The sequence below is a fragment of the Pseudarthrobacter sp. H2 genome (assembly GCF_050157045.1).
In the GTDB taxonomy this organism is placed as follows: Bacteria; Actinomycetota; Actinomycetes; order Actinomycetales; family Micrococcaceae; genus Arthrobacter.
Window position 1 is genome coordinate 1,479,332 of record NZ_CP189594.1, and the last position, 14,320, is coordinate 1,493,651.

Here is a 14,320-nt window from a genome sequence, read left to right on the forward strand (position 1 = left end):
AAGATGCTGGAGGAAACCACGGAAACACGGTGATCAGTTACTGGCGATTCCCGCCAACAAGCTTCCGGTCTCACATTTGATCTGATGACAACTGAGCAGCTGCGGAACGACGGCGGCTGTGAACCGGTGCGCTAAGTGGCGCGCACCGGTCGTGGAAGCGCTCAGACGGATTGCACATGAGTTTTGCAGTCGGTCGGCACTACAGGGGGAACCAAGTGTGGATAACGAGCGACGTGAATTTGCCCCAAGCCGTTCTCGACGCACACTCTGAAGAGCGCTTGGTACTTTTCGTTGGCGCGGGGGCTTCGGTCGACGCTCCGTCAGGTCTTCCGCTCTTCGACAAGTTGGCCCGTCAGTTGGCAGAAATGGCGCGGGTACCTTTCGATGAGAACGTCGCGCTCGACTTTTTTCTGGGATCGATGCCGGAGAGTTTCGACACGCACCGCCACACCCGAGATATCATCGCTCGCGAAGGCTCCGCACCGAACACTACCCATTTAGCGCTCCTTCGGGCCGCTTCTTCAGTTGGACAGCTTCGGATCGTCACGACGAACTTCGATAACCACCTCTCGTCGGCAGCAACTGCTGGGGGAATCGAGGTTTCCGACACATGGATCGGTCCAGCCCTACCACTCGGGGAAGATTTCACCGGCATCGTCCATCTCCACGGTTCGGTGCTCCGCGAACCTCGGGAGCTCGTTCTCACCGACCGAGACTTCGGGCGGGCGTACCTCACCAATGCATGGGCTACCCGGTTCCTATTGCCGATGTTTCAGCGGTTCACGGTGCTGTTCATCGGCTATAGCCATGATGACCCGATCATGCGATACCTTGCACTTGGCCTGCCGTCGGGGACGCCGCGGTACGCCTTCACGAGTGCCGACGAAATCAAGGACTCTAAGTGGTCAAGGCTCGGGGTACAAACGATCGGTTACCCCGTCCAGGGCGACGATCACACTGCCCTTGTCGCTGCACTGGAGGCGTGGGATCTCCGCGCCCGGATGGGGCAGACCGAGCATCGCGCTCGGATCGTCGAAGTTGTTAGCGGAGGGCCGACGCTCACCCCGGTCGACTACGACTACCTCGTCGGTCAACTCAAGACCGCTAACGGTGCTCGCGAGTTCGTCCAGGCTGTCGCAGCTGTTGAACCGATTCTCCAGGTCGCGTGGCTCCATTGGGCGGAGGATCTGCCGGGGTTCAAGGCGATCTTCACTGGTCAGGACGGAGATGCCGCGGCCACCATCCTTGGGAACTGGTTCTGTCATAGCTTCATCGCGTTACCGGAACTTCACGGGGCCGCACTGCAGACGGTGCAGCGGTTGGGCCAGGCGCTCGGCAAGGGCCTCTTCCATACTGCCGGTTGGGCAGCCGACGAGCTGAGCAAGGTGGATGATGACGCCGGGCGGCGGTGGAAGGCGTTCCTCGCGACCTCAGTCGACGGTCACTCCGCGCCGGTCGCCACGGAGACGCTTCTGTCATACCTCCCGAGTGACCGCCCAGAGGACCCGACGGTGCTCCGGGCAGCTCTGAGGGCCTACCTCGTGCTCAAGCGACGATGGTTCCTTGATGACTCCGAGGATCTGACAACTTTCCCGGACGCCGAAGTGCATTGGAAAACCGAGGCGGACAGCCTCACTGGGCACGTCTTGAAAGTCGTCGAGGTGACCGCACCTGGCGACTTGACGCTGGGGACGGTGCTGGAAGACTCACTGAGCGGCGCTTACGACCTGCTCGACGCCTACCACGGCCAACGCGCGTGGGATCCGCTGAGCTTCAGTCGCGCGGCAATCGAACCACACGAGCAGGATCAGTTTCGCGACCCCGCCGACGCAGTCATCGATGGTCTACGAGCGTACGGTGACAAAGCCCTGCACGCACGTCCTGACTTGCCCGAGCGGTGGTGGTCGCTCGGTCGAGCTCTCTTCCGCCGTCTCGCGCTATATCTGCTCGCACTTGACGTGTCACGGACGTCCGACGAGAAGATCTCATGGTTGCTTGAGCGATCTGTGCTCTATGAAACCGACCTCAAACACGAAGCGTACCGCGTCCTTAAGGTGGCGACTGAAAAAGCATCGGACGAAGCCCGCGAGCACCTTCTTGCGGCCGCGCAAGAGGGGCCGAGCCTCCACGAAGACATCGCCGAAGACTTCCCCGACCGTGATCGGCACACCAAATACGAGACCTACAATTTGCTTGTATGGCTGGCTCAGGTGGCGCCCGGATGGTCAGAGGCTGGCACTGCACTGGCAGCGGCACAGGACACAAACCCTGACTTCGACCCGCGGCCTCATCCCGACTTCGACAGTTGGATGACCAGCGGCACCTGGGGCGGAAAACTGCCGATGGAACCGGAGGACTTCATCAGGTCCTTTGAAGAGGATCCCACCGCCGCAGTCGATGACCTTCTCGCCCGGGACTACTCGGAACGGAACTTCAACGAACCTGAGTGGCGCGACGCCCTTTCTCTCGTGAGCCGAGTGGCCGAGTCCCGTCCAGAACTCGGTGAAAAACTCTGGGCCCTCATCGATGAGTGGAGGGAGCGCGATGCTCAGGCAAACGACCTTCGCCGAGCTACTGTCGAGGGCTGGGCAAAGGCGACCTTGGGTGGGGTCGCCGACGCTGTCGTCGCACGAGTTGCAACACAAGTCGAAAATTTTGAATCCGCGCGGTCAGTCAGCCGATTCCTACTGGAGCAGATTCGCAAGCAGATCGAGAGTGACGAGACACCGGCTGTCGCTGCCATGCGCCGCATCGCCCTCCACCTCTGGAGGGAGCATGGCCACTCGTTCACTCATTCCGCGGGAGTGGACCCAAACTCGATCGCACCGCTCTACCTCAATTCGTGGCCAGGAGACCTCGTCCAGTACTGGATGGTCGAGGTTGATCGACGGTGGCGGAAGCATCGTAATGACTGGTCGGGCCTTAAAGATGACGAGCGCGACGCGCTGACGCAACTTCTCGACGGGCCGCCGCACTCTCTCGATGCCACTCGGCCGGCTGTGGCTAGTCACTTGTTCTTCTTATTCGGCGCCGACGCGGCCTTCGCGACCGAGCATGTGCTTCCACTATTCCGCGAAGACACGACTGCGGCGTTGGTTTGGAATCCCTACCTACATCACTCTCGCTACAACGACAAGCTGCTCGCGGCTGGTCTCCTAGACAGCACGATTGCGGAGTGGGCCCGACTCGACGCGCTAGGACGGCCCACTCTCCAGAATCAATTCTTCGCCCTAGTCACCTCAATCGTGTCCTTCGCTGGTATCACTCCAGAGTCACGCCAAGCCCTGCTCGATCAGAGCGTGCTTGCCGACGACGGAGCGCACGAAGCGGAGTTTGCTCACGCGGTTGTGCGCTTCCTCCGTGCGGACGGGATCGACGGCGCCGAAGTGTGGAGGCGATGGCTTCGCGACCACCTGGCGGCACGACTGAACGGCGTGCCAAGGACCCTAGACATCAAAGAACTTACCTGCTGGGCAGACACCGTCCCTTACCTCGGAGATGGTATTCCTGAGGCGACCGAACTGCTCGGCAACCGCAGCATCAGTCTCGGCGATCAGTTCTTCCATCCGGACTTCCCAGAAGGAGCGCTCTCCGCTCACGGCCCGGTCATGGCGTCGCACTTCGCGGAACGCATTCGCAACTCGTCACCCAGCAACTACTTCACCGTCCACCAAGTGAACGAGCTGATCGATGCAATGCGAGGCGCCCTCGGCGACGCAGGCGTGCAACCGTTAGTGCACGCGGCGACGGCGAGGGGATTCCTTGGCGGCAGCACTGACTAGTGATGCACGTGAGGAACGCGTCCTCGTTATCTTTGACGAACTCGGCCAGGCATGTCTGCGGCTCCGGTACCCCCACCAGGTCTTCCGAAATGAAACAACGGGCGTCCACGGCTCTCATGTACATCTGATGCTCTCAGGTGTACATTTAGCGCATGTCAACCATCAACATCACGGAAGCGCGATCTCATTTGCCAGAGCTCATCGCTATAGCCGAATCCGAGCCGGTATTTATTGAGCGCCGCGGGCATCGGGCAGCTGTTCTGTTGTCGCCGGAGCGCTACGAGCAGATGCTAGATGCCTTGGAAGAAGTCGAAGACATCGCAGCGTTTGACGCGGCCATGGCCGAAGAGGGCGAGAATATCCCTTGGGCCCAGGTGAAGGCCGACCTTGGCTGGGCATGACGAAATATCGGATTGAGCTACGTCCCGCGGCCCTTCGGGCCCTCAAGCAAATCCATCCCAAAGATCGCGAACGTATCCATGGTGCTATCGCACTCCTGGGGTCCGATCCCCGGCCGCCCAAAGCAATTGCCCTGAGCGGCCGTCCGGGTTTTCGGGTCCGTGTTGGCGATTATCGGATTATCTATACAATCCAAGACGACGTCCTGCTGGTGGTTGTTGTCACCCTTGGTCATCGACGCGACGTCTATGACAAGTAAGTGGTGCAGCTCCGATCGGGTCCCCTGCATGGGAGCCCAACTACTTTGGCCCCATTTGCTTGTTAGGACACCGTCGGTTGCTGCCGCCGTGCCCTTTCCACGCCACGGATAATCAGTTCGCCCGCAACTCCTAGACCAATGAGAGCCAACAGGTTGCCATTCCGCATGGAGCTTCCGGCGATGTAGCTGTTCTGCGCAGCCTGTACCACAGCAATGTCGTTTAAGTACCAGCCGTTGACGACGGTTTGCTGCGGGGCACCCTTGGTGTCGCCTGCGTTCAGTGTGTTTTTTACGGCAGCTTGAGCCAGGTCAGACCTCCAATCGGACGGGCTGCTGCCACTGTGAATCGCGGGATTATTGGCGATCCATGTGATGATCAGCAGGATGCCGAGCACCGCGCCGAGGATGATCCGGGCGCCGTTGGCCGATCGGAGCTTCGCCAGTTTCAGCCGTTTGGACTTCAGTCGAGGTGCGTGGTCCGGCGTCGGCGGTACGTCCGGAGCCGCGCTTTCATTGAGTGTTTCGTAGGTAGTCATTTCCCCATTTTCATAGTCCTGTTGCAACCGCCCTTATGGCGGAAATCTCCTGGGCTACGCCCGTGCTTCGGCGAACCGCGGCGCCATGGACTCCATCTGCTCCATGACCAATTTGATCGCCTCGGGCTGCTTGTCCGGCGGATATCCGTTGATGACCAGGAGCCGCTTGATCGAAGAGCGAAGTTTGGCACGGACGTCATCGCGGACGGTCCAGTCGGTGCGCACGTCGCGCCTCATGACATTTACGAGCTGGCGCGCGATCTCGGCCAGCTTCCCTTCGCCCTGGACCTCCACCGCGGACTCGTTCTGAGCCACGGCGTCGTAGAACGCCAGCTCGTCCGAATTCAGCGGGGGAGTGAACTGCGCGCCCCGCTGGCCTTCGGCCGCCACCTCGCGAGCCAGCTCCACCAGCTCGGCAATCACCTCGGCAGAGGTCAGCTGCTGGTTGGTGTACTTCTTCATCAGCTCGGTGATCCGCTCTGAGAACGCCCGCTGCCGGATCACGTTGTTGCGCGTCGATGCAGCCGTCTCGTCGGCGATGAGCTTCCGCAACGCCTCGATGGCCAGCTGCGGGTTCCGGGCCTGCTGGGTCTTGGCGATGAACTCCGGCGTCAGGTCATCGAGCGACGGCTTCGGCATGCCCGCGGCCTCGTAGATGTCCAGTACCTCGCCGGAAGATGTGGCGGAGGCAATCAGGTCGCCGAGCAGCCGCTGGATTTCCTCGGGCACCGGCTCCCCGCTGGCCTGCCGGTCGGCGGCGTCGTATTTCGCCATCCAGACGCGGATCTCCTCGTACACCTGGATTTCGGGCCGGAGCTCGGCCAGCGTCTCGGATCCGGAGCACAGCGCCCACGCCCGGGACAGCTGACTGGAGAACCTGCGGTACTTCGCGGCCAGCGACTCTTCGCCCTCGGCCGGCTGGTTCCCAGGCGTCGATGGGCTCCGCAGGTAGCTGACCGCCCCGGTGACGGCGTTCAGGAACGCCTTCGGGCCGCCCTTCATCAGCACGGCCTTCCAGTCGTAACCGGCGAGCAATCCACGCAGGGACTCCACCAGCGAAAGCGTCACGCCGACGGCCTCATCCACGTTGCGACCCACCGGCTTGTTCGCCCGGTCCGACTGCGTGTATTCGCCAAGCGCCTTGGCCAGGTTCTCCGCCAGCGGCGCATACGCCACCAGCAGGCCGTCCTGTTTGCCGCGGAAGGTGCGGTTCACCCGCGCCAGCGTCTGCATCAGCAGCGCACCCTTGAGCGGCCTGTCCAGGTACAGGGTGTGCAGCGGCGGGGAGTCGTAGCCGGTGAGCATCATGTCCTTGACGATCACCAGCTCCAGCTCGTCGTCGACGTCCTTGAGCCGCTCCTTCACCGTGGCATTCAGCGAATCCCTGCGCACATGGTCGGCGACCGGCGGCACGTCGGACGCGGTGCCGGAGTAGACCACCTTGATCTTGCCCTTGGCCAGGTCATCGGAATGCCACTCGGGCCGCAGCTCAACAATCGCCGTGTACAGCTTCGCGCAGATTTCCCGCGTGCCGCCCACGATCATCGCCTTGCCCGGCGCCTCGATGAACTTGCCCATCCGCGCGCGGCGGTTCTCCCAGTGCGCCACCAGGTCCGCGGCCAGCGCCGCGATCCGCTGCGGCGCGCCGTAGACGGCGTTCACGACGGCGACGCTCGCCTCGATGCGCGCCCGCTCGGTATCGTCCAGGCCGAGGGTGGCCTCGTCGGCGGCCTGGTCCAGGACCTCCTCGGTGACACCGGAGGCCAGCTCCACCTTGATCAGCCGCGGCTCGAAGTACACCGGCACCGTGGCGCCGTCCTCCACCGCCCGGGACAGGTCGTAGACGTCGATGTAGTCGCCGAACACGTCCTGGGTGTTGCGGTCATCGAAGGAGATCGGCGTCCCGGTGAACGCAATCAACGTGGCATGCGGCAGCGCATCGCGGAGGTGCCGGGCGTAGCCGTCCAGGTCGTCGTAGTGGGAGCGGTGCGCCTCGTCCACCACCACGATGATGTTCCGCCGCTCGGACAGCAGCGGGTGCTCGGCGCCGGCGTCCTTCTCCGACTTGCTGCGGCCGAACTTCTGCAGCGTGGTGAAGTAGATGCCGCCGGTGGTGCGGTTGCTCAGTTCCTCCCGGAGCTCGGAGCGCTTCCGGATCTGCCTGGGCGATTCGGCCAGCAGCAGGCTCCGGTCAAAGCCCTCGAACAGCTGGCCGTCGAGCTCGTTGCGGTCCGTGATGACGACGACGGTCGGGTTCTTGAGCTCGGGGCTCCGGGCCACCAGGTTGGCGTAGAGCTCCATCTCCATCGACTTGCCCGAGCCCTGGGTGTGCCAGACGACGCCGGCCTTGCCGTTGCTGGCCACGGCCTGGATGGTGCTGCCCACGGCCTTGGTCACGGCGAAATACTGGTGCGGCTTGGCGATGCGCTTGCTCAGCCCGTCCGGGCCGCCGTCGAACGCGGTGAAATTGCGCGTCAGCTGCAGGAAGCGCAGCTGGTTGTACAGGCCGTGGAGCGCGCTCTCCAGCGCGGTCACCGCCTCGCCGTCCTCCATGTGGCCCGGCGCGACGGGCACGCCGTCGTCGTCGACATTCCACGGCGAGAAGTGGTTCAGGGGAGTGAACGGCGTCCCGTACTTGGCCTGGATACCGTCCGAGGCCAGCGTGAACACGCAGAAGCGGAACGCCATGGGGAACTCGCGCAGGTAGGTCTGCAGCTGGGCGTGGGCGGAGGCGACGTCGGCCGTGGCGCTGCCGGCCTTCTTCAGTTCGATGACGCTCACCGGCATGCCGTTGCAGTAGAGCACGACGTCGAAGCGTCGTTTGTAGTCGCCCTGCACCAGGGTGACCTGGTTGACGGCGAGCCAGTCGTTCTGGTCCGGGTCCGAGCTCAGCAGGTGGATGGTGGGGTTGGCCTCGTTGCCGTCCGAGTCGATGTAGCTGAGCCGGTAGCCGTCCACCAGGTAGTTGTGGAGGCGGTGGTTTTCGGTGATGGCGTCGTTGGACTTGGGCGCGGCGATCTCGGCGAGGGCCTGCTGCAGGTACTGGACCGGAACGGTCGGATTGAACCGCTGCAGCGCCGCGAGCAGCCGGGGACGGATCAGCAGCTCATCCCAGGAGTCCCGCTCGCCGGTACCCGGCGCGATGTCCTGCCCGGCAGCAGGCCGCCAGCCGAGCGGCTCGGCCAGGAGCTCCAAGGCCATGCCCTCCCAATCGGCTTCGGAAAAGGCAAGTGCGGCCAATGTCATCTTCAGTTTTCCCCCAAGGTCGTTGCTGTCCAGCCTATCCAAAGGCAGGCGGGTCGGATTTCATTCGGACGTATCGCCTGAAAGTTCGGCTTCGAGTTCGCTGATGCTGGGCAGCGTGGATTCGAATTCCTCTGGTAGCGACTTCACGATATCGGATTCCCATTCGGCGATACCGATCGGTTTGGAAAATCCACGCAGGGAGTACTCAGCCACCACATTGTTCTTGGTCTTGCACAGCAGTAGCCCGATTGTCGGCTGGTCGTCGGCATGAGCCAGAAGATCATCAACAGCAGACATGTACATGTTGATCTGGCCCAGATACTCGGGCTTGAAGGCAGTGGCCTTCAGTTCGACCACCACGAAGCAGCGCAGTTTGAAGTTGTAGAACAGCAGATCGGCGAAGAACTCGTCCTCACCAATGGACAAACGGAACTGTCGGCCCACGAAGGCGAAGCCCTGGCCGAGTTCCAGGAGGAATTTCTCCACATGCAGGACCAACTGGCCCTCGAGCTCGTGCTCATTTCGTTTACCTGTCATGGACACGAAGTCGAAGACGTACGGGTCCTTGAAGGACTGCTGGGCTAGATCCGAGCCCGACGGCGGCGTCGTGGCCGAGAAGTTGGTGACTGCCTTGCCTGAGCGTCCGAGCAATCCGGTTTCGATCTGGTGCCCGAGGACGCTGTGGGACCAGCCGTTTTTGACGGCGGCGCCCATGTACCAAAGCCGGGCTTCCGGCTCGGTGAGCTTCTCGAGCAGCAGCACATGGTGGCTCCACGGCAATGTTGCAGACGCCGTCTGCAACATTGCGAAGTCCGGCCACGCGGTAGCAAACGACTTCATATAGCGAAGGTTCCGCGGCGAGAAGCCCCGGGCCTCGGGAAAATGGTCGCGGAGATCAGCAGACAGCCGTGTCACAACCTTGGATCCCCAGCCTTCCTTCGACTCGCGTGCCAGAAGTTCGCGACCGATAGACCAATAAGAGCGCACGAGTTCCTGGTTGGCTGCTGAGACCGCACGGGACCGGCCGGAATCGATCTGATGGGCCACCGAAGCCAGCAACTCCGGGTACCAATCCGGCATGCTGGACTTCGCCGGCGTTGATTCAAATGACGCTGGTGATGACATGGGGATCGGTTCCTTTCCGGCGATCATTCCAGCTTGAATCTATCGGCGGGCAGTGACATTCTTGGCGGACATCACACAGCGGCGGCGACCAGCGCTTCCGCATCCTTGACGCGCAGCTTGCCGGACATGAGCTGGGGCAGAAGAGCGTCACGGGTGGTGGCAAGTGTCCGGTTTTCGTCCGTGAGGGATTTGACGAACGGGAACGTAGATTTGGAGGCTTCTCCAAAGGAGGTTAGGGCACTCTCGACGGGCCTGCCTAAGGTGTAGCCCGTCAAATCAAGAGCGGAGACTCGTTGCCTCCCCGACGTGCCGACCATGTGCCGGATGGCAAAAGTTCGAAAACGCTCACTCGTCGCAAGGAAGTACGAGAGCGCCACGGGGACACCAGGGCGGGACCGCAGGACGATGAACTCGGTTGAACCGATTCCTATCTGACTTTCCTTAAGGAAATCCACGAAACCAGTCTTCCGGTTCTCCAGACACGGTGTGATTCTTGCCAGCAGCGTGTCCCCGTTCATGAAGCGAGCACCGCCCTTGGCCGGACGATGGTCCCAATCGCTGATGCTCAGGTTCGAGACGGGTAGCTTTTGCATGTCGACATATATGGGTTCGGTTTCAGAGGGAGCCGCGTACTTGGGATTGAGGGTCACGAGCTCGTCGAGCCCGACTACAGCCGCGTCCTCTGCAGGATCTCGGTTCAGGCCCAACGCGGCAAAATGTGCCTCAAGTAGTGAGATGGCTGTTTCGGAGAGTTTTGTGTTGGCGGCGATCTTGTCGTCGAGCGCCCCCAGCACCTCTGCAATCGCCTGCTGCTCCCAGATGGGTGGGACCATCAGCTTATGGCTCTTGACGATGTCGGTCTTAAGGTTTGTGAAGATCGATCCGTTCCCTTGTCCAGCCAAGTCTTTTCGATCGTTCAGAAAAACGTAATAGAGGTACATCGGATCAATGTCCCGTAGCTCCCGGAGTAGCAGCCAGCCATCGTGAATGCATGCCTCTATGCCTAGAAACTTAGGAATCCCAGGGGTCGCGCTGTTGGAAAGTATCAGATCTCCTGGATAGACAACGACGCTCTTGGTGCGGCCCTCATTACGGATGAATTCTTTAGTCTTCGTAATGTACTTTGAGGGATCCGCCGTGGCGTCTGCGATCTTGATCCACGGTGTACCAGCGGGCGCAACCCATTCGTGTATGGGACGTGGCGACGCTCCGCGGGTCACGCGGCACAGCTCGTCGATTCGCTTTCGCTCCCATCCTTCCGGAAGATTAGACATCCAGCACCGCCAACTGCTCGCGCACAACCGCCGCCAGCCGCTCGGACTCCTCGAACTGCGCAAACAGCTCCTTCGACAGCCGCGCGATCTTGTCCTCGATTGGCTCGCCGTCGTCCTCCACATCGGCAGCGCCGACATACCGTCCCGGCGTCAGCGCGTAGTCCGCGGCCTTGACCTCCGCGAGGCTGGCCGAATAGCAGAAGCCGGCCTCGTCGTCGTACTCCAAGCCCGACTCGACCGCCGACGCGGTGCCGCGCCAGGCGTGGTAGGTGTTGGCGATCTTGGCGATGTCCTCATCCGACAGCGCGCGCTCGGCGCGGTCCACCATGTAGCCGAGGTTCCTGGCGTCGATGAAGAGCACCTGCCCGGTCCGGTCCACCGACCCGCGGGGACCGGCGGTCTTGTCCTTGGCGAAGAACCAGGTGCAGACGGGAATGCCGGTGCTGCGGAAGAGCTGGGTGGGCAGCGCCACCATGCAGGAGACCAGGTCCGCCTCGACCAGCTGGGCGCGGATCTCGCCCTCACCGCCGGAGTTCGAGGACATGGAGCCGTTGGCCATGACCACGCCGGCGCTGCCGCCGGGCGCGAGCTTGGAGATGATGTGCTGGATCCAGGCGTAGTTGGCGTTGCCGGCCGGGGGCACGCCATACTTCCAGCGCGGATCGGACTCGGAGCGGGCCCAGTCCTTGATGTTGAACGGCGGGTTGGCCATGATGAAGTCCGCGCCGTTGGTCCCGCTCAGTTCGGGGTGCTGGTCCCGGGCGAAGGTGTCGCCCCAGCGGGAGGCGAGGTTGGCGTTCAGGCCGTGGATGGCGAGGTTCATCTTGGCCATCCGCCAGGTGCGCTCGTTGAGCTCCTGGCCGTAGACGGAGATGTCCGAGCCCTCCATGTTGTGCGCCGCGAGGAACTTCTCGGCCTGGACGAACATGCCGCCGGAGCCGCAGCACGGATCGTAGACCCGGCCCTGGTGGGGTTCGAGGACCTCCACGAGGACGCGGACCACGCCGGCGGGGGTGTAGAACTCGCCGCCGCGCTTGCCCTCGGCCTTGGCGAACTTCTCCAGGAAGTACTCGTACACCTCGCCGAGCAGGTCGCGGGCCTTGCTGGCGCCCTGACCGGTGAAGCGGGCGGAGTTGAACAGGTCCAGCAGCTCGCCGAGGCGTCGCTGGTCCACGTTGTCCCGGTTGTAGATGCGGGGGAGCGTGGCGGCCAGGCTCTTGTTGTCGGCCATGATGAGCTCCATGGCTTCATCGATGAGCTGCCCGATCAATTTGGGCTCGGCGCCGTCCATCGCCGGCAATCCCTTGGCGTTCTCGGCAAGGTAGGTCCAGCGCGCCCGCGGCGACACCCAGAACACGCCGCGGCCGGTGTACTCGTCCACGTCGTCGATCAGCTGGCCGATCTGTTCCTCGTTGAGCCCGTCGGCTTCCAGCTCGGCCTGGATCTGCCCGCGGCGCTCCTCGAACGCGTCCGACACGTATTTCAGGAACACCAGCCCGAGGATCACGTCCTTGTACTGGGAGGCATCCATGGAACCGCGCAGCTTGTCCGCGGCCTTCCAGAGGGTGTCCTTGAGTTCCTTCATGGTGGACGGGGCAAGCTCCACCTTCAATTTCGGGGGCATTAACGGGTTCCTTCGGTTTGTGGTTCGGAGAGCGTAGCGCTGGGGTCTGACAGGATGAGGCTTCCGCCCGCTACGCCGTCCGTAATCAGGGTAGCGAGTTCTTCGAGCCGCCCGAGACGCACGCGGGTGTGGTGCTGGTCGCGTTGCAGGCCGGCAAGTGTCTGACTCAGCTTCCGGCGCTGGGCATCCGGGACGCGGTTCAGGCGCCATTGCCGCCAGGACTTGTCAGCGCCCGGGAGAGCGTTGATGTCCGCGGCGACGACGTCGGGCAGCAGCCCGCCGGGCTCACCGGCGTCGATCCGCAGCATCCTGGCGGGAAATACGACGGCGGAGCCGCCTTGGGCGTCCACCGTCGCCGCGGGATGCGGGCTGGTGCAGAAGACGACGTCGCCGGGCTCGGTGAGCCGGCCGGACGGGTAGTTGGCGGCGAAGTCCAGCAGAGCAATGTGGCGGGGCTGGGCGCTGTGCGGGTCCAGGAGTTCTTCCGGGCCGAGGATACGTATCCCGTCCTTCCGCACCAGATCCGCGTCCTCGAGGCGGTTGCCCTTGATGTAGCTGAGGTTGCCGGCCGCGATCAGTTCCTGGACGGAGGCAGGCTTTGCACTCGGCTGCGGGTCTCCTGGCCGCACGGCCAGGGCAGCAGGTTTTTCGGATCCTCCGGTTTGCAGCAGGCGCATCAGTTCTTCCACGCGAAGGAAAGCGTCCGCGCCACTGGCACTCCGAGCCGGACCGTGGGGCTGAGCTCCCACCAGGGAACCTCTGCTGGCCAGCAGCACGCGCGTTTGTACCAGCCGGGCGAAACGGAAGGAGTGGGCGCGGATGGTGGCGCGGTCACCCATTGACGCGACAACATCGCTGACCAGGTCCTGGCTGATGTCCTCGGTGAGGTCGCGGGCGCCGAGATCCGCCACCATGGTCCAGCGCTCGGCAATGGGAACCTCAGCGAACGACGGTCCCAGCACCCACAGTGCCTGGGCCTCGCGTGGCTTGGATCGCAGCAGGCCCTGGGGCAGCCGCACGACGGCGCGCACCCGGCCGGTACGCAGCAGCCCGGAACGCAGGCCCGCGGCCCCGGCGGGTAGCGGCACATCGCAGAGAACCCGTGCCGGCGCGATGATGACCGCCCGCTGCTGGTCGTCCATCTGCAGGGCAAGGTGTTCCACAGCCGAGAGGATCTGGAGTGCGTCCATGCCCGGTTCGCCGGGGGAGGGGTACTGCGCCACGTGGACCACAGGTCCATGAAGGGCAAACTCGCCGCTGGGTTCGACTTGGATCTGTCCGCCGTCCACGCCATGCACGCGCAGGCGGCGACGCACCAGGCGGCCGGCACCGCCGTCGTCCTCCGCCGTCAGGAAGGTGGAGGGGGCACTCTCGCCGGAAGCGTGTACGACGCCCATCAGGAGGTCGCTGCCGCCGCGGGTGGAATCTGCGAACACCGTGTTCCCGCCGAGCGTTGCGGCCAGTTCGACGGCGGCCGAGGAAATCAGGCCCACGGCGGAGCCGGCGAGGGCGGTCTCCGAATGCTCCCGCAGCCCCGCCCGGAAGCGGGCCGCCAGCAGCTGCTCGAAGGCAGCGGGCGCGTTGTAGGCACTGTCCACCAGCCGGTCCGCGAACGCAGCCGTGGAAGCAAGCCCCGGGCCCTGAGCCTCCAGCTCCGAATACAGGAACAGGTCATCGGGATCGCACTCGTCTGCAAGGTCCAGCAGCTCGGCCGGGCCCAGCGGCCCCAGCGCTGTACCGGTCATCGCCTTGAGGGTCAGCAGAGCGGTGAGGGCGTCCAGGGTGTTGCCCTGAACGCTGCCGGCTGCGGTGGCGGGCATCCGGGCGAAAGCGGCGGCGTCGTTCACGGCCTCCGGGTTGTTGCCCCGCCCGGTTGCCTCCAGCCAGCCGGCAACCTGGTCGGCGTCGAACAGTTCACGGCCGCCTTCAAGCGCCGCGGGCTCCGGAAACGGGTGGGCCGACCCGGCGCTGCGTTTGCGCCACATGGAAACGACCGGGCGCTGGACCTGCGCGAGGGCGGCAACGTCGGAAAGGGTCATGCGCAGGGCTGCTGCTTCGGTCATTTTGCGCCTCCT

9 protein-coding genes are annotated in these 14,320 nt (G+C 63.5%); 3 read left to right on the forward strand and 6 right to left on the reverse strand.

Going from position 1 to position 14,320, the window contains the following annotated elements:
* Positions 1 to 176 precede the first annotated feature (176 nt).
* The 3 genes from ACQCSZ_RS07010 to ACQCSZ_RS07020 all read left to right on the forward strand — a co-directional run bounded on the left by ACQCSZ_RS07010 (position 177) and on the right by ACQCSZ_RS07020 (position 4,440).
* Positions 177 to 3,782: an SIR2 family protein gene (locus tag ACQCSZ_RS07010; RefSeq protein ID WP_427007319.1), complete on the forward strand. Its 3,606-nt coding sequence runs from the start codon at positions 177 to 179 to the stop codon at positions 3,780 to 3,782.
* A gap of 152 nt (positions 3,783 to 3,934) precedes the next feature.
* Positions 3,935 to 4,183, forward strand: coding sequence for a type II toxin-antitoxin system Phd/YefM family antitoxin (locus tag ACQCSZ_RS07015; RefSeq protein ID WP_427007320.1), 249 nt, complete (start codon positions 3,935 to 3,937; stop codon positions 4,181 to 4,183).
* On the forward strand, positions 4,180 to 4,440 hold the full coding sequence (locus ACQCSZ_RS07020; protein WP_427007321.1) for a type II toxin-antitoxin system RelE family toxin: 261 nt from the start codon (positions 4,180 to 4,182) through the stop codon (positions 4,438 to 4,440). The genes ACQCSZ_RS07015 and ACQCSZ_RS07020 overlap by 4 nt, the downstream gene beginning before the upstream one ends.
* A gap of 62 nt (positions 4,441 to 4,502) precedes the next feature.
* Here ACQCSZ_RS07020 and ACQCSZ_RS07025 read toward each other — a convergent pair whose 3' ends face one another.
* The 6 genes from ACQCSZ_RS07025 to ACQCSZ_RS07050 are packed head-to-tail and all read right to left on the reverse strand — an operon-like array spanning position 4,503 to position 14,308.
* Positions 4,503 to 4,976, reverse strand: a complete 474-nt coding sequence (locus tag ACQCSZ_RS07025) for a hypothetical protein (protein ID WP_427007322.1) — start codon at positions 4,974 to 4,976, stop codon at positions 4,503 to 4,505.
* A 54-nt stretch (positions 4,977 to 5,030) separates the two neighbouring features.
* On the reverse strand, positions 5,031 to 8,222 hold the full coding sequence (locus ACQCSZ_RS07030; protein WP_427007323.1) for a type I restriction endonuclease subunit R: 3,192 nt from the start codon (positions 8,220 to 8,222) through the stop codon (positions 5,031 to 5,033).
* Positions 8,223 to 8,282: 60 nt separating this feature from the next.
* Complete coding sequence (locus tag ACQCSZ_RS07035) at positions 8,283 to 9,374, reverse strand: PDDEXK nuclease domain-containing protein (protein ID WP_427007324.1); 1,092 nt, start codon at positions 9,372 to 9,374, stop codon at positions 8,283 to 8,285.
* A gap of 44 nt (positions 9,375 to 9,418) precedes the next feature.
* A complete protein-coding gene (locus tag ACQCSZ_RS07040; protein WP_427007325.1) occupies positions 9,419 to 10,621 on the reverse strand; it encodes a restriction endonuclease subunit S in 1,203 nt (400 codons plus the stop codon).
* Positions 10,614 to 12,245, reverse strand: coding sequence for a type I restriction-modification system subunit M (locus tag ACQCSZ_RS07045; RefSeq protein ID WP_427007326.1), 1,632 nt, complete (start codon positions 12,243 to 12,245; stop codon positions 10,614 to 10,616). Before ACQCSZ_RS07045 ends, ACQCSZ_RS07040 begins: the two co-directional genes overlap by 8 nt.
* Positions 12,245 to 14,308: a hypothetical protein gene (locus ACQCSZ_RS07050; protein ID WP_427007327.1), complete on the reverse strand. Its 2,064-nt coding sequence runs from the start codon at positions 14,306 to 14,308 to the stop codon at positions 12,245 to 12,247. The genes ACQCSZ_RS07045 and ACQCSZ_RS07050 overlap by 1 nt, the downstream gene beginning before the upstream one ends.
* Positions 14,309 to 14,320 lie beyond the last annotated feature (12 nt).

Coding starts and splice junctions, on each gene's coding strand:
- ACQCSZ_RS07050 (WP_427007327.1), bottom strand. CDS start 14,308: ATGACCGAAGCAGCAGCCCTGCGCATGACCCTTTCCGACGTTGCCGCC.
- ACQCSZ_RS07035 (WP_427007324.1), bottom strand. CDS start 9,374: ATGATCGCCGGAAAGGAACCGATCCCCATGTCATCACCAGCGTCATTT.
- ACQCSZ_RS07045 (WP_427007326.1), bottom strand. CDS start 12,245: ATGCCCCCGAAATTGAAGGTGGAGCTTGCCCCGTCCACCATGAAGGAA.
- ACQCSZ_RS07030 (WP_427007323.1), bottom strand. CDS start 8,222: ATGACATTGGCCGCACTTGCCTTTTCCGAAGCCGATTGGGAGGGCATG.
- ACQCSZ_RS07015 (WP_427007320.1), top strand. CDS start 3,935: ATGTCAACCATCAACATCACGGAAGCGCGATCTCATTTGCCAGAGCTC.
- ACQCSZ_RS07010 (WP_427007319.1), top strand. CDS start 177: ATGAGTTTTGCAGTCGGTCGGCACTACAGGGGGAACCAAGTGTGGATA.
- ACQCSZ_RS07025 (WP_427007322.1), bottom strand. CDS start 4,976: ATGACTACCTACGAAACACTCAATGAAAGCGCGGCTCCGGACGTACCG.
- ACQCSZ_RS07040 (WP_427007325.1), bottom strand. CDS start 10,621: ATGTCTAATCTTCCGGAAGGATGGGAGCGAAAGCGAATCGACGAGCTG.
- ACQCSZ_RS07020 (WP_427007321.1), top strand. CDS start 4,180: ATGACGAAATATCGGATTGAGCTACGTCCCGCGGCCCTTCGGGCCCTC.